The organism is Candidatus Symbiopectobacterium sp. 'North America' (assembly GCF_015762685.1).
Lineage (GTDB): Bacteria > Pseudomonadota > Gammaproteobacteria > Enterobacterales > Enterobacteriaceae > Symbiopectobacterium.
Genome location: NZ_PEHF01000031.1, coordinates 47,810 through 68,889, shown reverse-complemented (window position 1 = coordinate 68,889; position 21,080 = coordinate 47,810). Strand labels below are relative to the sequence as shown.

At 54.4% G+C, this 21,080-nt stretch carries 15 protein-coding genes, 1 other RNA gene and 5 pseudogenes; 10 read left to right on the top strand and 11 right to left on the bottom strand.

The window, feature by feature from the left end:
- Positions 1 to 337: 337 nt before the first annotated feature.
- A complete protein-coding gene (gene prfC, locus CS369_RS07240; RefSeq protein ID WP_196906568.1) occupies positions 338 to 1,927 on the bottom strand; it encodes a peptide chain release factor 3 in 1,590 nt (529 codons plus the stop codon).
- A 247-nt stretch (positions 1,928 to 2,174) separates the two neighbouring features.
- On the opposite strand from prfC, the pseudogene CS369_RS07235 reads away from it, so the two are divergent.
- Positions 2,175 to 2,876 (top strand): annotated as a pseudogene (locus tag CS369_RS07235) (methyltransferase domain-containing protein).
- Positions 2,877 to 3,072: 196 nt separating this feature from the next.
- Here CS369_RS07235 and CS369_RS07230 read toward each other — a convergent pair.
- Together CS369_RS07230 and CS369_RS07225 are read right to left on the bottom strand one after the other, a co-directional pair.
- Positions 3,073 to 4,254 (bottom strand): SLC13 family permease, encoded by a 1,182-nt coding sequence (locus CS369_RS07230; RefSeq protein WP_196906605.1) that lies wholly within the window; start codon positions 4,252 to 4,254, stop codon positions 3,073 to 3,075.
- A 326-nt stretch (positions 4,255 to 4,580) separates the two neighbouring features.
- Positions 4,581 to 5,258, bottom strand: a pseudogene (locus tag CS369_RS07225) (YtjB family periplasmic protein).
- A 141-nt stretch (positions 5,259 to 5,399) separates the two neighbouring features.
- Between CS369_RS07225 and serB the strand changes: the two are divergent.
- The 3 genes from serB to nadR all read left to right on the top strand — a co-directional run bounded on the left by serB (position 5,400) and on the right by nadR (position 9,120).
- The gene (gene serB, locus CS369_RS07220; RefSeq protein ID WP_196906567.1) at positions 5,400 to 6,377 is read left to right on the top strand and encodes a phosphoserine phosphatase; all 978 of its coding nucleotides are present in this window, start codon (positions 5,400 to 5,402) and stop codon (positions 6,375 to 6,377) included.
- A gap of 17 nt (positions 6,378 to 6,394) precedes the next feature.
- Positions 6,395 to 7,777 (top strand): DNA repair protein RadA, encoded by a 1,383-nt coding sequence (gene radA / locus CS369_RS07215; protein WP_196906566.1) that lies wholly within the window; start codon positions 6,395 to 6,397, stop codon positions 7,775 to 7,777.
- An 83-nt stretch (positions 7,778 to 7,860) separates the two neighbouring features.
- On the top strand, positions 7,861 to 9,120 hold the full coding sequence (nadR, locus tag CS369_RS07210; protein WP_196906565.1) for a multifunctional transcriptional regulator/nicotinamide-nucleotide adenylyltransferase/ribosylnicotinamide kinase NadR: 1,260 nt from the start codon (positions 7,861 to 7,863) through the stop codon (positions 9,118 to 9,120).
- An 11-nt stretch (positions 9,121 to 9,131) separates the two neighbouring features.
- On the opposite strand, the gene CS369_RS07205 is transcribed toward nadR, so the two are convergent.
- From CS369_RS07205 to zapA, 3 genes are all read right to left on the bottom strand, one after another.
- Positions 9,132 to 9,737 (bottom strand): 5-formyltetrahydrofolate cyclo-ligase, encoded by a 606-nt coding sequence (locus CS369_RS07205; protein WP_244664852.1) that lies wholly within the window; start codon positions 9,735 to 9,737, stop codon positions 9,132 to 9,134.
- A gap of 39 nt (positions 9,738 to 9,776) precedes the next feature.
- Positions 9,777 to 9,960, bottom strand: a non-coding RNA gene (gene ssrS / locus CS369_RS07200) — 6S RNA.
- Positions 9,961 to 10,075: 115 nt separating this feature from the next.
- Positions 10,076 to 10,405, bottom strand: coding sequence for a cell division protein ZapA (gene zapA, locus CS369_RS07195; protein WP_196906564.1), 330 nt, complete (start codon positions 10,403 to 10,405; stop codon positions 10,076 to 10,078).
- Positions 10,406 to 10,592: 187 nt separating this feature from the next.
- On the opposite strand from zapA, the gene CS369_RS07190 reads away from it, so the two are divergent.
- Genes CS369_RS07190 through ubiI form a run of 4 tightly spaced genes read left to right on the top strand, consistent with a single transcriptional unit; the run spans position 10,593 to position 15,044 of the window.
- The gene (locus CS369_RS07190) at positions 10,593 to 11,189 is read left to right on the top strand and encodes a YecA family protein (protein ID WP_196906563.1); all 597 of its coding nucleotides are present in this window, start codon (positions 10,593 to 10,595) and stop codon (positions 11,187 to 11,189) included.
- Between the two features lie 52 nt (positions 11,190 to 11,241).
- On the top strand, positions 11,242 to 12,615 hold the full coding sequence (gene pepP / locus CS369_RS07185) for a Xaa-Pro aminopeptidase (protein WP_244664851.1): 1,374 nt from the start codon (positions 11,242 to 11,244) through the stop codon (positions 12,613 to 12,615).
- Between the two features lie 5 nt (positions 12,616 to 12,620).
- Positions 12,621 to 13,799, top strand: a complete 1,179-nt coding sequence (ubiH, locus tag CS369_RS07180; RefSeq protein WP_196906562.1) for a 2-octaprenyl-6-methoxyphenyl hydroxylase — start codon at positions 12,621 to 12,623, stop codon at positions 13,797 to 13,799.
- A 24-nt stretch (positions 13,800 to 13,823) separates the two neighbouring features.
- Positions 13,824 to 15,044, top strand: coding sequence for an FAD-dependent 2-octaprenylphenol hydroxylase (gene ubiI / locus CS369_RS07175; protein ID WP_196906561.1), 1,221 nt, complete (start codon positions 13,824 to 13,826; stop codon positions 15,042 to 15,044).
- A 36-nt stretch (positions 15,045 to 15,080) separates the two neighbouring features.
- On the opposite strand, the gene CS369_RS07170 is transcribed toward ubiI, so the two are convergent.
- The 3 genes and pseudogenes from CS369_RS07170 to CS369_RS23275 all read right to left on the bottom strand — a co-directional run bounded on the left by CS369_RS07170 (position 15,081) and on the right by CS369_RS23275 (position 16,831).
- Positions 15,081 to 15,584: a TIGR00645 family protein gene (locus CS369_RS07170; RefSeq protein WP_196906560.1), complete on the bottom strand. Its 504-nt coding sequence runs from the start codon at positions 15,582 to 15,584 to the stop codon at positions 15,081 to 15,083.
- A gap of 66 nt (positions 15,585 to 15,650) precedes the next feature.
- Positions 15,651 to 16,436, bottom strand: a pseudogene (locus CS369_RS07165) (mandelate racemase/muconate lactonizing enzyme family protein).
- Between the two features lie 5 nt (positions 16,437 to 16,441).
- A complete protein-coding gene (locus CS369_RS23275; protein ID WP_244664850.1) occupies positions 16,442 to 16,831 on the bottom strand; it encodes a hypothetical protein in 390 nt (129 codons plus the stop codon).
- Positions 16,832 to 17,134: 303 nt separating this feature from the next.
- Between CS369_RS23275 and rhaT the strand changes: the two are divergent.
- Positions 17,135 to 18,175, top strand: a pseudogene (rhaT, locus tag CS369_RS07160) (L-rhamnose/proton symporter RhaT).
- A gap of 347 nt (positions 18,176 to 18,522) precedes the next feature.
- Positions 18,523 to 19,053, top strand: coding sequence for a DUF1440 domain-containing protein (locus CS369_RS07155; RefSeq protein ID WP_196906559.1), 531 nt, complete (start codon positions 18,523 to 18,525; stop codon positions 19,051 to 19,053).
- 61 nt (positions 19,054 to 19,114) lie between these two features.
- Here the strand turns inward: CS369_RS07155 and CS369_RS07150 are convergent.
- Both CS369_RS07150 and rhaS read right to left on the bottom strand, forming a co-directional pair.
- A pseudogene (locus tag CS369_RS07150) lies at positions 19,115 to 19,906 on the bottom strand (helix-turn-helix domain-containing protein).
- 33 nt (positions 19,907 to 19,939) lie between these two features.
- Positions 19,940 to 20,767 carry an HTH-type transcriptional activator RhaS gene (gene rhaS / locus CS369_RS07145; RefSeq protein ID WP_196906558.1) on the bottom strand — a complete coding sequence of 276 codons (828 nt, stop codon included), beginning with the start codon at positions 20,765 to 20,767 and terminating at the stop codon, positions 19,940 to 19,942.
- Positions 20,768 to 21,080: the final 313 nt, after the last annotated feature.

Sequence of the window (21,080 nt, the reverse complement as noted above, 5' to 3'; positions counted from 1 at the left end):
CGCAGCAAAAAACAAGCGTTTAACGTTACCAAATATCCCGTAGTCGATATAACGCACTACTTGATTTATCACCAGCAGTGAAACTCACTAATTGTTAACGCGATATTAACTATAGTGCATGGAACGACGATTCCTAGCGGAATAGGGAGGAAAAGTCCCTTTCCGGTGGCATTTCGGATTTGTCCGTGGGGAAAAAGGGTGAGAGGAAATCAAATAAAATCAGATTAACTATTTGATAAATAAACATAAAATAAATCAGCGTTTAAAAAGCCGGACAATGTGCCCGAATCCTTTTAAACGCCGGTTTTTTAACCGACGAAGCCGCAGTCGCCGAAAATCAGTGCTCGCGGGTTTTGAAGAAGGTGACGTCTGGGTAGCGTTCCTGCGTCAAATTCAGATTCACCATGGTCGGAGCCACATAAGCCAGGTTGTCACCGCCATCGAGCGCCAGATGCAATTCGTTCTTGCGCTTAAACTCTTCAAATTTCTTTGCATCGGCACACTCCACCCAATGTGCAGTGGAAACGTTAACCGATTCATAGATGGCTTCAACGTTGTACTCTGACTTCAGGCGCGCCACCACCACATCAAACTGCAACACCCCGACGGCCCCAACAATCAAATCGTTGTTAGCCAGCGGACGGAACACCTGCACCGCGCCCTCTTCCGAGAGTTGCACCAACCCTTTGAGCAGTTGCTTCTGCTTTAACGGATCGCGTAGGCGGATACGGCGGAACAGTTCCGGCGCAAAGTTCGGGATACCGGTGAATTTCATCTCTTCACCTTGGGTAAAGGTATCACCAATCTGGATGGTGCCGTGGTTGTGTAACCCGATGATATCGCCGGGGAATGCCTCTTCCACATGGGAACGGTCACCCGCCATAAAGGTCAGCGCATCGGAAATGACCACATCCTTGCCGGTACGCACCTGACGCAGCTTCATGCTCTTTTCATACTTGCCGGACACCACGCGCATAAAGGCGACGCGGTCGCGGTGTTTCGGGTCCATGTTCGCCTGAATCTTGAACACGAAACCGGTGAATTTTTCTTCCTGCGCGGTAACGGTACGGGTGTCGGTATTGCGCGGCATCGGTGCAGGAGCCCAGGCAACCAGTCCATCCAGCATATGATCGACACCGAAGTTGCCCAGCGCGGTACCAAAGAACACCGGCGTCAAAGCACCAGACAGGAAAGCCTCCAGCTCAAACTCATGAGAAGCACCCTGCAACAGTTCCAGCTCTTCACGCAGCTTTGCCGCCAGATCTTCACCGACGGCCTTATCCAGATCCGGGTTATTCAATCCTTTGACGATACGCACTTCCTGAATCGTGTGGCCCTTACCGCTCTGATAGAGATAGGTTTCATCCTTGTACAGATGGTAAACTCCCTTGAACAGCTTGCCGCAGCCGATCGGCCAGGTGATCGGCGCACAGTCGATCTTCAGCTCATTCTCGACCTCATCCAGCACCTCCATCGGATCGCGGATATCACGGTCAAGCTTGTTCATGAACGTAAGGACTGGCGTATCACGAAGACGCGTCACCTCCATCAGTTTGCGGGTACGATCTTCTACCCCTTTTGCCGCATCGATCACTATCAGGCAGCAGTCCACTGCCGTCAATGTGCGGTAGGTATCTTCAGAGAAGTCTTCGTGCCCCGGGGTATCCAGCAGATTGACCAGCGCCTCCCGATACGGAAACTGCATCACAGAAGTGGTGATGGAGATACCACGCTGCTTTTCCATCTCCATCCAGTCTGACTTAGCGTGCTGGCTCGAGCCGCGCCCCTTCACCGTTCCGGCGGTCTGAATGGCCTGTCCGAACAGCAATACCTTCTCGGTAATGGTGGTTTTACCGGCATCGGGGTGAGAGATAATGGCGAACGTTCTGCGTTTCGCAACTTCGCGGGCGTATTCACTTGGAGACATGATTTTCAGGTTTCTTATGTTAACCACCCGGCGAGAGCATCGGCATCAGGATGTTCGCGTCAGGCAAAGTGGGAAAAAAACGTATTAGTCGGGTATTTTCCCTGATTTGTGGGAGAGACACAATCAATCGGCGCATATTCGCGCAATACGCTGGAAATAAAAGGCAACGTATCCCCACAAGCACCAGAGAAAGAAATCTGGCATGCTGTTTTCACCCAGCCCCGTCTGCTACCCATCAGGAGCAACGATGAAAGATTGGAACCCCGCACTCTATTTACGCTATGCCAACGAACGCACCCGCCCGGCACAGGAGTTGGTTGCCCGCATTGCACATCCGAATCCCAACACCGTCAGCGATCTGGGCTGCGGACCAGGCAACAGTACTGAACTGTTAGCGCAAGCGTGGCCGCACGCGACGGTGACAGGCGTCGATACCTCGGCAGCCCGCACAGCCGCAGGATGTGATTTATGCCAACGCCTCGTTACAATGGGTGCCGGAGCACACACAATTGTTTCCGCGCCTGGCACGGCAGTTGGCGCAAGGGGGCATGCTGGCAGTACAGATGCCGAATAATTTGGACGAACCCAGCCACCGACTGATGCGCGCGGTGGCTGAACAAGGAAGCTGGCGCGATAAGATTGGCGATACCCCAGTGTACGCCAGCGCCTGCTCACCAGCAGCGCCTATTACGATCTTCTGTCGGATGCCGGTTGCGACGTCGATCTGTGGCGCACCACCTACTATCACCCGATGGACGACGCCCAGGCGATTGTCGATTGGCTGCACGCCACCGGCCTGCGCCCTTTCCTTGCGCCGCTTGACGATGCCGAACAGGCCGCCTTCCTTGATAGCTATCACCAACAGTTGGAAACGGCCTACCCGCCACACGCCGACGGCAAACGCTTGCTGGCGTTCCCGCGCCTGTTTATGGTGGCGCGCAAACGTTAAGTGATACCCGACCGCCATCATTCCCATCACCTTAGTCATCCTCGGCGCAAACTGGGGACCTCTGGCAATCCTATCTGTCATCCTCGGCGAAGGCCGGGGATCTTGTACAGAAGGAACGCGTTCTGCCTGTAAGGGATTCCCGCCTTCGCGGGAATGACGGAGGTGGTCGGGAATAAAGGAGGTGGGCGGTAACGGGTTACACCACCAGCGAAAGCAGCAGTACGATCAGTAATCCCACCACTGAGTTGGCCAGCTCCAACAGCCCCCAGGTTTTGAAAGTATCTTTAATCGACAACCCAAAATACTCTTTAAACAACCAGAACGCGGCATCGTTAACGTGAGTCAGGGTGTTACTCCCAGAAGCGGTGGCGAGCACCATCAGCGCCCGGTTGACGTTAAAGATGGTGATCATCGGGCCGACAATCCCTGCCGCCGTGATGGCGGAGACGGTGCCGGCACCGGTAGCAAGACGCAGCAGCACAGTGATAAACCAGGCCATGATCAGCGGTGATACCGATGAATGGCGCATCATATCCGCAATATAATCACCGACGCCGGTGTCCATGATAATTTGTTTAAACGCGCCACCCGCACCAATGATAAACACCACCATCGCCACTTTTTCAATGGCGACGGTATAGGATTTCATGACGTCGGACATACTTCTGCCGCGATTAACGTCAAAGGCAAACAGGCTGATCGCAAAGCTTGGCATCTCATCATCAGAAAATACCTTTTGCGATTCCAGTAACTCAGGAATAGGACGATCCAAATTCCCCAGCAGTTTAGGCAACAGGATGCCCGAGCAAATTACGGTAGGAACGGCAACGATAATCCCGTAAATATAAACCATCCCCATATCCGCATGGAATGCGGTCACCAGCGCCGTGGGGCCAAGCTGAGGTGGAAACAGGCTGTGCGCCGTGGTTGCGGCGGCAACCATGGTGATACCCAATTTCAGGAAAGGGATTTTTGCTTCTCGGGCAATACTGATAACCAAAGGTGCTAAAATCAGGAAGGCCACTTCATAGAACATGGCCAGACCGAAAATCAATCCGATAACCAAAATAGCCCATTGGACTTTCTGCGGCCCGAATCTTTTCAGTAGCGTTGATGAAACCCGCTGCGCCGCACCGGAATCCACCATCAATTTACCCAGAATGGCACCAAACAGAATAATTAATGCCAAATGCCCCAGCGTACTGCCGACGCCGTTTTCAATCGATTTACCAATTGCCTCAAGTGGTAACCATTCACACACACCGACAAACATCGCCGCGAGCAGCAGTGCCAACATCCCGTTAATTTTAAATTTCATATTTAAAATTAACAGCAAAACGACGCCCAGAGCCACCCATATAATGGGCAGCGCCTCAATAATAAAATTCATATTTTCCCCGTCAACATTGAATAAAAAACAAAATTAGTCAGACATTTCTTTTCTACATACATGACCAAAAAAAATATGTCATACCAATTAAGCGCCCGTAATGCGCCAAAACTGTGATGAAGATTAAAATTTTTTTATGAGGGAAAATGACTACTGCACCTACGTGATTGAAATCACAAAAATAAATGTAACGTATACGATAAACACGCAATTAATGAGAAATGTATTATACCAATAAGGCAGGAAGGGGAACCAAAAGGCGGGAAGTGGCACGGCAGCACGCCATAACGCGCGCCACCGTTACTGATCTATAGCTATGACTCAGGTTTGTCCGTTTTCTCTTCCGGCACAGGCGATGAGGTATTCTCGTCATCTTCCTTCACCGGCGTGTTGGCGGTGAGCAGATAGGGTGACTGCTGCCAGCGGCTGCGGCGGTGCTGCAACAGCGTGCGGGCCAGAATAATGCCGATCGCTAACGCCAGCAGAATCATCAGGCGTAAGATATTGGTGGTGTTATCGACCTGCTTGGCTTCGGTCGCCAACACGTGAGTATCGAGCGTCATGCGCAGAAACCCGATCGGGCCATCCTTGCCGTTGATAGGCTGCACAATCTGGTGGTTGAAATAGCTCCCCATCCGCTTGCCATCCAGCGCCAGACGATCGCGCACCACAACTTCTTCTCCAGTACGGGCAATCAATGAACCGTCCTGCTGATAGAGTGCCGCGTCAAGAATGCGGCTATTTTGCGTTAACTGCGCCAGCATCGTGCTGATTTTCTGGCTGTTATCATCGTTGCTTTCCATCAGCGGAGTGAGGCTGAACGCCACCTGCCGCGCCAGCGTGCGCGCAATGTCTTAAACTTGCTCGGAACGCGCCATTTGATGACTCAGGCTTAAATAGGACGCCCCCTGCATCAATGCGACCAGCAGCGCCAGGCAGATCAGCACAATAGCGGTGCGGTGTAAGCGGAATTTTAACCGGGTGTGGACAATGAGAATCCCTGAGCGATTTGCATACTTTCATGTTGCCAGAAGCGATAGCGATAGGATAGCTTGTTGCCCTGTTTTCTGAGTGATGTTCTGTTATGTTTACCCGCGTCAGTACGCGCTATTTTTGCCAGAAGAGGATGCCCCATGCCGAATAGTCAGACCTACCGCGATCTCCCTAACGAGATTAACTGTTGGCCGGGACTGCCGTTATCACTCAGCGGTGATGAAGTGATGCCACTCGACTACCGCGCGGGGGACACCGGCTGGCTGCTGTACGGCGACGTACTGGATAAAAACTTGCTTTCGCGTTACCAGCGCAAGCTCGGTGCGGCGATGGTGATCGTCAGCACCTGGAATGTGGAAGATTATCAGGTAGTGCGTTTGGCCGGTTCGCTCACGCAGCGCGCCACCAAACTGGCTCATGAACTGGGGATGGATGTGGCCCTGATGTGCAACACCCCGACCCTGCGTGCGCCCGGTTTACTGGTGATGGACATGGATTCCACCGCCATCCATATTGAGTGTATTGATGAAATCGCCAAACTGGCCGGCACCGGAGAGAAGGTGGCGGCGATCACCGAACGGGCGATGCGCGGTGAGCTGGATTTCTCCGCCAGTCTGCGCGAGCGCGTGGGCACCCTGAAGGGAGCCGATGCTGATATCCTGCAAAAAGTGCGTAAAAATCTGCCGCTGATGCCGGGACTGACCTACATGGTAGAGCAGTTGCAGACTGCGGGCTGGCACGTCGCCATTGCGTCCGGCGGCTTCACCTATTTCGCCGATCATCTGAAAGAGAAACTCGGCCTGGTGGCAGCCGTGGCTAACGAAATGCGTCTGCGCGACGGTAAACTGACCGGCGAAGTGATAGGCCCAATCGTTGATGCCAAATACAAAGCCAAAATCCTGCGCCAACTGGCGGAAAAGTTGGAGATCCCCGAAGAGCAGACCATTGCCATCGGTGACGGGGCCAACGATCTGGTGATGATCAAGGCATCCGGACTCGGAATCGCCTATCATGCCAAACCCAAAGTGAATGAGCAGGCGCCCGTCAGCATCCGTCACGCCGATTTAACCGGCGTCATGTGCGTACTGAGCGGCAGCCTGCGGCACGAAAAACGCTAATAGCAGTGAGGTGAACCGTGGCAAAAGCCGTTAAACGCGCCTTCGTTTGCAACGAATGTGGTGCCGATTACCCACGCTGGCAGGGCCAATGCAGCGCCTGTAACGCCTGGAACACCATTACCGAAGTGCGGCTGGCCGCCGCCGCGACGTCTCGCACCGATCGCCGTACCGGCTATGCGGGCGACCATGAAGGAATCAGCCGGGTACAAAAGCTGTCTGATATCAGCCTGGAAGCGCTACCGCGTTTTTCCACCGGCTTTAGCGAGTTCGATCGCGTATTGGGCGGCGGCATGGTGCCCGGCAGCGCCATTCTGATCGGGGGCAACCCCGGCGCGGGAAAAAGTACCCTGCTCCTGCAAACCTTGTGCAAGCTCTCTGAACAGATGAAAACCCTGTACGTCACCGGGGAAGAGTCGCTACAGCAGGTGGCGATGCGTGCGCACCGCTTGGGCCTGCCCACCCAGCATCTCAGCATGCTGTCCGAAACCAGCATCGAGCAAATCTGCCTGATTGCTGAACAGGAGCAGCCCAGGCTGATGGTGATCGACTCGATCCAGGTGATGCATCTGGCCGATATCCAATCCTCACCCGGCAGCGTGGCACAGGTGCGGGAAACCGCCGCCTATCTCACCCGGTTTGCCAAAACGCGCGGTGTCGCTATCGTGATGGTGGGCCACGTCACCAAAGATGGTTCATTGGCTGGTCCCAAGGTGCTGGAGCACTGCATTGATTGCTCCGTGTTGCTCGACGGTGATGCAGATTCCCGTTTTCGCACCCTGCGCAGCCACAAAAACCGTTTCGGTGCCGTCAACGAATTGGGGGTGTTCGCCATGACTGAGCTGGGATTGCGCGAAGTCAGCAACCCCTCCGCCATTTTTCTCAGCCGGGGTGATGAAGTGATGTCCGGCAGCTCCGTTATGGTGGTGTGGGAGGGCACACGTCCGCTGCTGGTGGAGATTCAGGCGCTGGTCGATCACTCGATGATGGCCAACCCTCGCCGCGTCGCCGTCGGTCTGGAACAGAACCGACTGGCGCTCCTGCTCGCCGTGTTACACCGCCACGGCGGACTGCAAATGGCGGATCAGGATGTGTTCGTGAACGTGGTTGGTGGTGTAAAAGTCACCGAAACCAGCGCCGATCTGGCACTGCTGCTATCGTTGGTCTCCAGCCTGCGCGACAGGCCGTTGCCGCAGGATCTGGTGGTGTTCGGCGAAGTGGGGCTATCAGGCGAGATAAGACCAGTGCCCAGCGGTCAGGAACGTATTTCCGAAGCGGCCAAGCACGGCTTCAAGCGAGCCATCGTCCCCCATGCCAATGCGCCAAAACGCCCGTCCGCCAACATGCAGGTGTTTGGCGTGAAAAAGCTGACTGACGCGCTGGAGATCCTCGACGATCTTTAACGTCTAACCTGCGGGAACATGCGCGCAGTTTGAGAATGCTTGTGGTATCTTGGTTTAGCATGCTAAACCAAGAGTGCCTGACAATGTCATCTTTTGATTACCTGAAACCCGCCATCCGCAAGAAAGGGTGTACCCTTCAGCAGGTTGCCGACGCAACCGGCATGACCAAGGGCTATCTCAGCCAATTGCTGAATGCCAAGATCAAAAACCCCAGCGCTCAAAAGCTGGAAGCGCTACACCGTTTTCTGGAACTGGAATTTCCCCGCCACAACAAAACCATCGGGGTGGTGTTCGGCAAGTTTTATCCTCTGCATACCGGTCATATCTACCTGATCCAGCGCGCCTGTAGTCAGGTTGATGAATTGCATGTGATCCTGGGTTACGACGAATCACGCGACCGCCTGCTGTTTGAGCACAGCGCCATGTCGCAGCAACCCACCGTCAGCGATCGTCTGCGTTGGCTGCTACAAACTTTTAAATATCAGAAGAATATCCGCATTCATGCCTTTAACGAAGAAGGCATGGAGCCTTACCCGCACGGCTGGGATGTATGGAGTCGCGGTATCAAGGCCTTTATGCAAGAGAAGGCAATTGAACCCAACTTTGTCTATACCAGCGAAGCCAAAGATGCCCCGCAGTATCGGGAACAGTTAGGCATCGACGCGATATTGGTTGACCCGGAACGCTCATTTATGAACATCATCGGCGCACAGATCCGTCACGATCCGTTCCGCTATTGGGATTATATTCCCACCGAAGTGAAGCCTTTTTTCGTGCGTACCGTTGCCATTCTCGGCGGCGAATCCAGCGGTAAATCGACGCTGGTCAACAAGCTCGCCAATATCTTCAACACCACCAGCGCCTGGGAGTTTGGCCGGGATTATGTCTTTTCCCATCTGGGTGGCGACGAGATGGCGCTGCAATATTCTGACTACGATAAAATCGCGTTAGGGCAAGCTCAATATATTGATTTTGCGGTAAAATACGCCAATAAAGTGGCCTTTATCGATACCGATTTCATCACCACCCAGGCATTCTGCAAGCAGTATGAAGGGCGCGAACACCCCTTTGTCCAGGCGTTGATTGACGAATACCGGTTTGATCTGGTGATCCTGCTGGAAAACAATACGCCGTGGGTCGCGGATGGTTTACGTAGCCTGGGTAGCAGTACCGCACGCAGCGCGTTCCAAACGCTGCTCAAAACCATGCTGGTGAAGAATAACGTCCCTTACGTACACGTGACCGAATCAGATTATGATTCGCGCTTCCTGCGCTGCGTGGAACTGGTACAGCAAATGCTGTCACACCGTACCTCTGGCGGGCCGGATACGCTGACGCTGTAATCAACGACGGATTACCACTGCCAGCGGCGAGAGGGGGTTAGAATGGCGGGCAACGGGATGTCCCACGCTTCGTTCGGGATGGCATCGACCTGCTGGCAGTCATGGGCCAAGCCAATCGGGTATGGCCCTCGCTGTTGCCAGCGCTGTAAGGTCCGGTCATAAAACCCACCACCCATGCCCAGGCGTTGTCCCTGCGCATCGAACGCCACTAACGGCGTAAACAGTACATCGAGTTGGATTAGCGGCAGCACGCGGCGCACATCCAGACGGGGTTCAAAGATCTTCAGGCGATTCTTCACCAGCAGTGTCTGCGCGTCGTAGTGTAAAAACAGCAAATGCCCCGGCGAAAACGAGTGCAGTACCGGCAGATACACCGCCTTTCCCTGCTGCCACAGACGGGCAATCAACGGCTGGGTATCCAGCTCACCGTCAAACGACAAAAACAGCGCAATACGCTGTGCCTGCTGCACTTCGGGTTGTTCCAACGCACGTTCGGCAATCTGCTGGGCAAACCGGGTTTGTTGTTCCTGCGTGAGCGCTCGGCGCAACTGACGCACGCAATCCCTCATGGCCTGACGCTGTTGCTGTGGCGAAACGTGCATGGACGCAGAAGTCATAGGCAATAACAGGGAAAAGAAAGGAGAGAAGGGAGAGAAGGGATCTCCGAGATGCCGCCGCAGGTGGTAACCCTTGAACCCTTGGTTCAAGGTGAACATACGGTCGCAACCTTAAGGCTTCTCGGACGAACCGAGCATGCTCACCGGCTGCGGAGCGTTACATTCTGTTGGTTTTAAATATCGGCTCAGGGGACTGACCCGCAGACAAACACCTCAGAGAAATTTTATTTTTTACTCGTGAATAACTCTATCACGCTTTATAGCGAAAAACATCGGGCAACTAACAAAAATCAATTTAAAAAACCAAAACGCGGGGCAAGGCGCTAGCCCCTTTCGACTCACTCGAAAGGCGTGCCCTGACGCTCGGTTATGCGCCCTTGCTCCAGCAATGCCTGCTCGATGGTCTGCTGCAACATGCGGATGCGCTGCTCCATATTTGCCGCATAATCACGCGTCTTCAAGCGTTCTTGCGCCAATTCATGGCACACGTTAAGTGCAGCGATAAACACCAATTGTTCCGTGTTGGTCACGCGTGTGCGCACTTTGAGATCCTGCAATCGCTGGTTAAGATCTTCCGCAGCCTGATTCAACGCTTCCTGTTGTTCCGGCGGACAATTGACTCTTAACGAACGGCCAAAGATTTGAATATCTACTGGTTGTGCAGACATGCCCCTTTCCTGCCTCATTTCGTTTTCTGCGCCGCAGAAAAAATTCATATCACGGACTGGCGACAGCCCCTTCACGCGGGCGCCACTATAATAACTCAACATAGAAGAAACAAGCCCTTTCTGGCATAGCAGCCGAGCTTGGTGGTAGCATAACACGATACCAACCCGCCAACGATGAACAAAGCACATGTCCATAGAAACCACGTATCCCGGCTATGAAACCCTAGACGCGCTCCTGACACAGCAACAAGTTGCAGTGACGGCAGCGGAAATGCACGGGCTTATCAGCGGTATCCTGTGCGGGGGCAACACCGATGACAGTTGGAAAACGCTGTTACACGAGCTGACAAACGATGGTCTGGCGTTCTCTCACCTGGTTTCTCAGCCGCTGCAAACGCTGTATCAGGTCACCAAAGAAGCTCTGGAAAAGAGTGAATTTGAATTCCAACTGCTGCTACCGGATGACGACAACACGGCGGTAAGCGTGTTTGATCGTGCCGACGCGCTGGCCGGATGGGTCAATCACTTTCTGCTCGGGCTGGGCGTCGTTCAGCCGCGTCTGAACAAGGCGCAGGGCGAACTGAAAGAAGCCATCGACGATTTGCGCAATATTGCCCAGCTCGGCTATGACGAAGATGAAGATGAAGATGAAGATCAGGAAAAGCTGGCGCAATCGCTGGAAGAAATCATCGAATACGTCAGAGTTTCCGCCATTCTCTGCCACAGTGAATATACACGCCCGGTACAGACCGCACCGGAGAAGAAAAAACCAACGCTACATTAATCGCGCATCCAGCCTTACCCGCAGGGGTTCCCACGCAGGAGGGAATTACCGAATGCGCATCACACAGGAGCAGGTGATGATTCAACAAGACGCTTTTGGTCAGGAATATACTCGCCGCCGCCAGCAGTTGCTGGAAAAAATGGCTCCCGCCAGCGCGGCGATCTTTTTTGCCGCACCAGAAGCCACGCGCAGTGCTGACAGTGAGTACCCTTATCGCCAGAACAGCGATTTCTGGTACTTCACCGGATTTAACGAGCCGGAAGCGGTGCTGTTACTGGTAAAAAGCGATGAGCACCATCACCACACCGTCCTGTTCAACCGCGTGCGCGATGTCACGGCGGAAATCTGGTTTGGACGCCGTCTGGGGCAGGAAGCGGCCCCGTCGCGCTTGAATGTCGATCGCGCTCTGCCCTTTAGCGACATCAATGCGCAGTTGCACCTGCTGCTCAACGGACTGGACGTGATTTACCACGCACAGGGGCTGTACGAGTACGCGGACCGCCTGCTGTTCAACGCACTGGAGACGCTGCGAAACGGCACGCGTCAGGGGCTTATCGCACCGCCGACGCAGACCGACTGGCGCCCTTGGGTGCACGAGATGCGCTTGTTTAAATCCCCGAAAGAGCTAGAGCTGATGCGTCGGGCCGGAGCGATCACCGCCAAGGCCCATACTCGCGCCATGACAAGCTGTGAACCCGGCATGTACGAATACCAGTTGGAAGGGGAAATTCATCATGAATTTACCCGCCACGGTGCGCGCTATCCTTCGTATAACACCATTGTCGGCAGCGGTGATAACGGCTGCATTCTGCACTACACCGAGAACGAACGGCAAATGCGCGAGGGCGATTTGGTGCTGATTGACGCCGGTTGTGAATATCAAGGCTATGCCGGTGATATCACGCGGACCTTCCCGGTAAGTGGAAAATTCAGCCCCTCGCAGCGCGCGATTTACGACATTGTGCTGGCTTCACAGCGCAAAGCGCTGGCGCTATTCAAACCCGGTGTCAGCATTCGTGAAGTGAATGAGCAGGTGATTCGTATCATGGTCGAAGGGTTGGTTAAACTCGGCGTACTGAAAGGTAGCGTCGATGAACTGATCGCCGAACAGGCGCACCGCGCCTTCTACATGCACGTGCTCAGCCATTGGCTGGGACTGGACGTGCACGATGTCGGCGATTACGGCGCGTCAGAAAGCAGCCGTTTGCTGGAACCCGGCATGGTGCTCACCGTCGAACCGGGGCTCTATATCGCGCCAGACGCCAAAGTACCCCATGAGTATCGCGGCATTGGTATCCGCATCGAGGATGACATTCTGATCACTGACAGCGGTAACGAAGTATTGACGGCGGGCGTTGTTAAAGACGCCGACGACATTGAAGCGTTGATGGCACAGGTCCGTGCCGCACGCCAGGCAGCGAGATAATCGCGATGACGATCCTGATAGTCGGCGGAGGCATGGCGGGAGCAACGCTGGCGCTGGCCATTTCCGCCCTTTCCGGCGGCACCCTTCCCGTCGAGGTGATTGAAGCACACTCGCCGCTGGACAGCGCGCATCCCGGCTTCGACGCCCGCGCTATCGCGTTGGCGGAAGGCACCATGCAGCAGCTCAAGCGTATCGGCATCTGGCAAGCTATCGCCAGCGAAGCGGAACCCATCACCGCGGTGCACGTCAGCGATCGCGGCCATGCCGGTGTGGTCAACATGCAGGCCAGTGATTATCGTACCACCGCATTGGGTTACGTGGTGGAGCTACATCAGGTCGGTCAAACCCTGTTTCGGTTACTCCACAATGCGCCGGGCGTGCGGGTGCACTGCCCGCGCAAGGTAGTACACGTTGAACGCAGTGCCGAACAGGCCACCCTGCAACTGGATGATGGCAGTACGCTGCGCGGACAGCTCTTGGTGGCGGCAGACGGCTCTTCCTCCGCGCTGGCGCAGGCCTGCGGTATGCAATGGGAGACAGATGAGTATCCGCAGTTTGCCGTTATTGCCAACATCCGCACCCAGTTGCCTCACGCGGGCAAAGCCTTTGAGCGCTTTACCCCGGACGGCCCGTTGGCACTGTTACCGATGTGCGGTGGGCGCAGTTCGTTAGTATGGTGCCATCCATTATCAAACCAGACGCAAGTGGCCGCCAGGAGCGAGGCCGAATGCCGCGCTGCGCTGCAACGCGCCTTTGGCTGGCGATTGGGCGCAATTACCCACATCGGCGAACGTCATACATATCCGCTGCGACTGGTGACGGCGGCACGTCATATCGCGCATCGCGTGGCGCTGGTGGGCAATGCGGCACAAACCCTGCATCCGATAGCCGGTCAGGGATTCAATCTCGGGCTGCGCGATGTGATGTCGCTCGCAGAAACCCTGACACAGGCCTTGGCACACCAGGAAGACACCGGCAGCTATCGCGTGCTGAGCCGCTACGCTCAACGTCGAGAACCCGATCAGCAGTCGACCATTGCGCTGACAGACGGTCTGGTACGCCTGTTTGCCAACAGTGTTACCCCGCTGGAAGTGGGTCGCAATCTGGGTTTGATGACCATGAATACCGTTGCGCCTGTGCGTGATACTTTTGCGCGCCGCACGTTGGGTTGGGTCGATCGTTAATGCAAGCAACAGGAAACAGGGCTTATGCAATCATTTGATGTGGTTATCGCGGGCGGCGGCATGGTCGGTCTGGCATTAGCCTGCGGGCTGCAACAGTCCGGGCTACGCATTGCCGTTCTTGAACAGCGTACGCCAACACAGACGGCCGCGGACGGGGCTTATGCGCTGCGCGTCTCCGCCATTAACGCGGCCAGCGAATGCCTGCTGCGTCATCTCGATGTCTGGCCAGCGATCGAAGCACAGCGCATCAGCCCCTATAACGCCATGTACGTGTGGGACAAAGACAGCTTTGGCAACATCCACTTCGAGGGCGAGGCCTATGGTTTTTCCCGCCTCGGCCACATTATCGAAAACGATGTCATTCAACGCGCCCTGTGGCAACGAGCCGAGAAAGCAAAAGACATTACCCTGATGGCACCGGCGGTATTGCAGCAGGTGGCCTGGGGCGAGAACGAAGCATTTATCACGCTGGACGATGGCACCATGCTCACAGCGCGCCTGGTGGTCGGCGCAGACGGTGCGTACTCCTGGCTACGTCAGCAGGCCGATATTCCACTGACGTTCTGGGATTACGGCCATCACGCACTGGTGGCAACGGTACGGAGCGAACGCCCGCACGACGGCGTGGCGCGCCAGGTGTTCCACGGCGATGGCATTCTGGCGTTTCTGCCGTTGGCGGAGGCAAACCTGTGCTCAATTGTCTGGTCGCTGCCACCGTTGCAGGCCGAATCCATGCTGGCGCTGCCCGAGGAAGATTTCGACCAACAATTGGCGATCGCTTTTGATATGCATCTTGGGCGGTGCACCACCATCAGTGCCCGGCAAACACACCCGCTAACCGGGTGCTATGCGCGCAGCTTTGCCGCGCACCGACTGGCGCTGGTGGGCGATGCCGCACACACCATCCACCCGCTGGCCGGACAGGGCGTCAACCTCGGGTTTATGGATGTCGCCACGCTGATCGCCGAAATCAAACGCTTACAGGGGCAAGGTAAGGATTTCGGGCAACACCTCTACCTGCGACGCTATGAACGCCAGCGCAAGCACAGTGCCGCGCTGATGTTGGCCAGCATGCAAGGGTTCAGGGAACTGTTTAACGGAGAGAACCCGGCGAAAAAACTGCTGCGCGATGTCGGTCTGACGCTGGCAAACCACCTGCCGGGGGTAAAACCGGTGCTGGTGCGTCAGGCGATGGGATTAAATGACCTACCGGAATGGCTGGCGCACACCGCTACGCAGCAGTAAATGAAGCGGTACGCCTGAGTGGGCGTATCGTTACCCTTACTTCTTTTCGTGGCGCGTCGCTTTATCCAGATAGCCCATCAGAAACGCCGACAGCACAAACGTCAGGTGGATAATCACATACCACATCAGCTTGTTATCCGGCGTGTTGCGCGCATCCATAAACACGCGCAACAAATGGATGGAAGAGATGGCGACAATCGATGCCGCCACTTTATTCTTCAGTGAGCCGGAATCCATTTTGCCAAGCCAGCTCAGTTTCTCCCGATCCTCATCAATGTTCAGCGTCGAGACAAAGTTCTCATAGCCAGACAACATCACCATCACCATCACCAACAGGCCGCCTACCAGCGTCATGTCAATCAGCGACAGCAGTACCAGGATCAGATCGGCCTCTGCCAATGCAAAGACGCTTGGCAGAATGTGAAACACTTTCTGGAAAAATTTAAGCATCAGCGCCAGTAACCCGAGCGACAGTCCCAAGTAGATCGGGGCCAGCAGCCAACGCGAGGTATACATCAGGTTTTCAATAAAACGTTCCATAGTTCTTCTTTTTGCAGGTGAATAACCACCGTCGCGTAATGAGAACGCGACGGCAAAACGCACAGTTTACTGATCGACCACTGAACCATCTACATGAAGACGCGTTTTCAGCGGACGACGACGGTAGGGATATTTTTCTGCCACATTATCCGCCAGCTCGATGCCAATGTCCGGTGCCGTGGGGATCTCCATAAAGCCGTCAACGCACTTTAAGGTGCTCTTGACCACATCGCGCTTCAATACGCCATTTTCCACGCCGGTGGCGCCAAATTTCTCCGACAGCGCCGGTTGGTCGTCGCCGGGATACTCCAGTAGGGCAAAGTTGGGGATGCTCACCGCAATTTGCAAGCAGGCGGCCGTAGAGACCGGGCTGAGCGGGTTATGCGGTACCACCATCAGATCATGCGCTTCGGCCAGCGCGGCGATTTTCTTCGCGCCGGTAATGCCGCCTCACATGCACACGTCTGGCCGCACGTATGACACCACATTGCGCTTGATCAGCATGGCAAACTCTTGCTGGTTGTTCAGACGCTCGCCGGTGGCAATCGGCACGTTGATTTTGTCTGCGACCTGCGCCATCGAATCAAAGTTATCGGCCTCGATCGGATCTTCAATAAAGTAAGGCAGATAAGGCGCGATACCCTGTGCAAACACAATCGCATCATGCGGTTTCATACGGCGATGCACTTCGATACAGAGATCGACGTCATTCCCCACTGCTTCCCGATAAGCGCCAATGCGCTCGATGGCTTCGCCGATTTCTTTCGCATGGGTGATGAAATAGGGATCGCCGCGCGACTCATCCAGACACGGCGTCAGATGCCCAATCGCGGTAAAGCCTTGTGCCTTCATTTTTTTCAGGTTGGCGATGGTCTCTTCCGTGGTTTTGCCACCGGCATGGGCATAGATCCGCGCCTTGTCGCGGCAGCGACCGCCCAGCAAGTTGTAGACGGGAGTGTCGTAGAATTTGCCCGCAATACCCACAGCGCGATATCGATGGCGCTGATCGCCCCCATGATGGCCGCACCGCGAAAATGCCAGCAGTGGTACATGTACTGCCAGTGATGCTCAATACGCAGCGGATCTTGCCCGATCAGGTAGGTTTTTAGCGCTTCCACCGCCCCCATGGAGGCATCCAGGAACCCCCAGGTCCCTGATTCACCGATCCCGACAAGACCTTCGTCCGTGTGAATTTCGACAAACAGGTAGCGATTCGCCAGAATGGTTTTGACATCCGTAATTTTCACGTTGCTTTACTCCACTTTCAGCCCGAGACGGCCCCCAAACCCTTAGCATAACCCGAGCGTGCCGTGCTTCGTCAATACTTAAATACCCCTCCACTTGAAACGCTATTTCATTCTTTCCTTTGGTTATTTTTGTGACGCCAGTGGCATTCACCTTTCGCATCTTGCCGTGTGACGTGCCGGTAGTGGCATGGAGCGGAAGGTCGCCCCCTCGTTCACTTTTTACACTTGCCCTATCGAGCCATCCCCTGCGATGTGTTCATACACGTACTCCTACTCTGATTAGAATGAAAACAAGAGGGTTCTATCAATAGCGCAATTCTCCTCGGGTTTTTCTGGCATTTTGTCGGTGCTGCCAGCGCGGCCTGCTTCTATGCCCCGTTCAAAAAGGTTCGTCACTGGTCATGGGAAACCATGTGGTCATTGGGCGGTTTCTTCTCCTAGATTATTTTGCCCTGGAGCATCTGCGCCCTGCTGCTGCCCGATTTCTGGGGCTATTTCGGTTCATTCAGTTTTTCTACCCTGCTGCCGGTGTTTTTGTTCGGTGCCATGTGGGGCATCAGGAATATCAACTACGGGTTGACCATGCGCTACCTTGGCATGTCGCTCGGTATCGGTATCGCCATTGGTATTACCTTGATTATCAGGCACCCTGATGACCCCTCTGTTGCAAGGCAAATTTATGCAACTGTTTGGCACCACTGGCGGGCAGCTAAGCCTGATCGGCGTGGGGGTAGGGCTGATTGGCGTGGGCGTGGTGAGTTACGCCGGTTTGCTGAAGGAACGTGCGCTCTGCATTCGTGCACAAGAGTTCAATTTGAAGAAAGGGCTACTGCTGCCCGTAATGTGCGGCATTTTTTCTGCGGGCATGTCGTTCGCCATGGATGCGGCCAAACCGATACATCAGGCAGCAGAGGCGCTTGGCCTGAACCCACTCTACGTGGCACTGCCAAGCTATGTGGTGATTATGGGCGGCGGTGCCATCGTCAACCTAACCTGGGTTTCTGTTTCCTGCGTTTAGCCATGAGTCCCACCATCTCTATTAAAGCCGATCTGTCACAAGCCAAAACGCTACTGATCACCAATGCGCTGTTTTTCATTCTCGGCGGCGTGATGTGGTATTTGCAGTTCTTCTTCTACGCCTGGGGCCATGCCAACATTCCGGCCGATTACACTTACCTCAGTTGGATGTTACACATGAGTTTCTACGTGTTGTGCGGTGGCATTGTCGGGTTGTTACTGAAAGAGTGGAATAACGTAGGGAAAAAACCGGTTAGCGTGCTGGTACTGGGTGGGCTAATCATTATTCTCGCGGCCAATATCGTGGGGATGGGCATGGCATCCTGAAACCCCTTTACAGGCCGCTCTCGGAGATAAACACCGCGGGAGCGGCGCGTAACACTTCGCCAACATTGAACCATCCGTCGTAAAAGACGTAACAATATTCAGTCATAACAACAAGATAATGTCACATAATCAATAAAGCTTACATAATCAAACATTATGAAATATAGGTTTTTTATCTATAAAACAAATATTTATGTAAATTACGTCTTTATTTCACGTTAGAAAATAAATCTCTTCAGGAGTATTATCCCATAAAATCATTTACTTATAACGCTATTGTCTATGGCGATAGTCGCTATTTTTAGAAATAAACTGCGGTAAAACTCGTTATTGAAGGAAAAAGAGAAATGCAACTACGCACCACAAGGGATAAAATTCTGGTGGCATTACTGGTAGGGATCATTGCCGATGTGGTTTGCGCCTTGGCTAAATTTGGCTGGGAGATCCCCTTCCCGCCGCGTACGCCCCTGCGTGACCTGACTAACCCGCCGCAGCAACTGTTGCAGCAAATGGGCATGTCTTTCGATATGTCTCACCTTAGCTACCTGTACAACGGCAACCTTCGCCCGATCATGAGCTTTATCATGTACTTCGGCTTTTCAATCACTTTTGCGGTGATCTATTGCGTGGTGGCGGAAGTGTGGCCGAAGATTAAACTGTGCCAAGGTGCGCTGTATGGTCTGGTGTTGCACGTGGTGTTCCACGTCTTCCTGCTGCCGCTGATGGGCACCGTGCCTGCACCGTGGGATCAGCCGTTCGCTGAACACTTCTCCGAAATTTTCGGCCACATGTTCTGCTTCTGGCTGGTGGAAATTGTGCGACGCGATCTGCGTAACCGTATTACCCACGCACCGGATGTGGACGAGGTTACTCGCTGAGTTTACTTGCTCATCCTGCCAGAAAACGCTGACGATAGGCACTGGGTGATATGCCCTGCGCCTAATGGAACACCACCGAGAAGTAGTTACTGTCGTCAAAACCTCACTGCGCCGCCACTTCACCAATGGTCTGCCTGTCATAACGCAACAGCTCCATCGCCTTGCACAACCCCAGTTGACGCAGGTATTGGGCCACGCTCATCCCAGTTTCCTGCTTAAAGCGCGCACCCAACCCGCGCACGCTAAAGTCATGCTGCTGGCAGAACGCATCAAAACAGAATGGGCTGCCGATACTGGCTCTCAGCGCCAGCATCAGCAGATCCAACTGGTGCGCATCGGCCAGCTGTGGGCTATTGGGTAAATGGCGGTAACGCAGCGCCAACAGCGCAATCTGCAACAGCAGCACTTCGCTAAGCTGCAACGACAGCGTGTCCGACTTCATGCACTCCTGTGCCAAATCATCCACCTTGTCGCGCAGCGTATCCATGCCCGCCGAGCCCAGGCACCAGTAGCGCTGAGATTGTGGCACGTCAGCCCCCGGTAGCAGGTTATGCCAGTCGGTGGGCAGCGTCAGTCGATTGCGAATAAACAGGATATTGTCCAGTTCCAGATCGTTTACCGACTCATAGCTGTGGCGATCGTTGGCACTGACGTAGAACAGATCGCCACGCGTAATGCGATAGGGCACGTCGTTCCACAGGTGCAGACCGTTGCCGCGCCACACGATGACTAACTCTTCGAAATCATGATGATGCAGAGGAAAGTCAGGCTGAGGGTGACGCTCTGCCACCCTTACCGCCTGCTTATCGGTAAGGAAATAGTCTTCCGTTTGCAGCTTCAAACCGCGCGTCATGGTCACACTCACCTCACCCGCACTGGCGTTGTGTTATTCCGCAGCACTCCCCGTATGCTGACGTACGGATTTGGGCGCCACTGAGAACGCCTTGCGAAACTGCGTGGAAAAGTGATTACTGTCGCTGAAACTGCACGCATGCGCAATGGTCGTAATCGATTCATCGCTCTGCTGCAAGCGGCGGCGAGCTTCCAGCAAGCGTAAACGGTTGAGATAGCGCTGTGGCGTCATTCCGGTATTCTGCTTCAATTGCCGGTGCAAGGTACGCAACGGCAGCGCAAAGCGATCTGACAATTCCCCCCAGTTAACCTCTTCACAGTAATTGTTTTGCAACCAGCCGAACAGCGCCTGCACCCCATGTCGATCGCCATCCAGGCTCTGGGTCTGGAAACATTTTTGCCGTAGCAGCACCAGAATTTGCAAAAACACGCTTTCGCTGGCGGCGATATCTTCCGGCGTGTCGCGCTGGGCTAGCAGCGACAAGCGCTCCAGCAGCTGCATGGTCGGCGCATTGACCTGCCACTGCCCTTGCCACTCACAGTTGGGTCCGTAGGGCAGGAAAGGAGCGATATCAGATAGAAAACGAAAGCTGCGCGGCGGGCGGTAGAGCACATTGGTCAGGAACAGACCGTCAACGTCTTCGAACAGGTGGCGATCGTTATCACGAATAAAAAACACCGCACCGCTGCATAACACAAACGGCTGGTCGTTGAAAACATGCACACCCGCCCCTTGCTCCACCAGCACGATTTCCCAGAAATCATGATAATGCTCAGGAAACGCCTGTTGCGGCGCACGCGGCTCCACGGCAACGGTCACCGAGCGAGAAACGAAAAACTCATCACCTTGTAGCAACGTCATTTCAAGCCCCCTGTGTTTCTGCTTTGCAACAATGCAAACATCAATAAAAAACAGCCTACCCACTTCGGTGAGATTTCACCTTCAAATCCCGACGTTTGGTTTTCATGGTGACGTCATTTTTCAAAGATTTCACCGCCAATTCACGGAAGTGTGGGTAGGATCACAGGAGCAAAAGGCACGGGATAACGTGCACTGATATCAAAGAAGTGTGACGTCTTTCACGGCCAGCTTTGCCATTTTGCTAACCTGCTCTGTCCCATTGCATTCACTGGAAGGCAACGTGCTTACCGGCTCTTTACACTGCGCAACATGA

Excerpts from the sequence above, each read along its gene's own strand:
- prfC (WP_196906568.1), bottom strand. The coding sequence starts at position 1,927 with ATGTCTCCAAGTGAATACGCCCGCGAAGTTGCGAAACGCAGAACGTTC.
- serB (WP_196906567.1), top strand. The coding sequence starts at position 5,400 with ATGCCGAATAGTCAGACCTACCGCGATCTCCCTAACGAGATTAACTGT.
- nadR (WP_196906565.1), top strand. The coding sequence starts at position 7,861 with ATGTCATCTTTTGATTACCTGAAACCCGCCATCCGCAAGAAAGGGTGT.
- CS369_RS07205 (WP_244664852.1), bottom strand. The coding sequence starts at position 9,737 with ATGACTTCTGCGTCCATGCACGTTTCGCCACAGCAACAGCGTCAGGCC.
- zapA (WP_196906564.1), bottom strand. The coding sequence starts at position 10,405 with ATGTCTGCACAACCAGTAGATATTCAAATCTTTGGCCGTTCGTTAAGA.
- CS369_RS07190 (WP_196906563.1), top strand. The coding sequence starts at position 10,593 with ATGTCCATAGAAACCACGTATCCCGGCTATGAAACCCTAGACGCGCTC.
- pepP (WP_244664851.1), top strand. The coding sequence starts at position 11,242 with ATGCGCATCACACAGGAGCAGGTGATGATTCAACAAGACGCTTTTGGT.
- ubiH (WP_196906562.1), top strand. The coding sequence starts at position 12,621 with ATGACGATCCTGATAGTCGGCGGAGGCATGGCGGGAGCAACGCTGGCG.
- ubiI (WP_196906561.1), top strand. The coding sequence starts at position 13,824 with ATGCAATCATTTGATGTGGTTATCGCGGGCGGCGGCATGGTCGGTCTG.
- CS369_RS07170 (WP_196906560.1), bottom strand. The coding sequence starts at position 15,584 with ATGGAACGTTTTATTGAAAACCTGATGTATACCTCGCGTTGGCTGCTG.
- CS369_RS07155 (WP_196906559.1), top strand. The coding sequence starts at position 18,523 with ATGCAACTACGCACCACAAGGGATAAAATTCTGGTGGCATTACTGGTA.
- rhaS (WP_196906558.1), bottom strand. The coding sequence starts at position 20,767 with ATGACGTTGCTACAAGGTGATGAGTTTTTCGTTTCTCGCTCGGTGACC.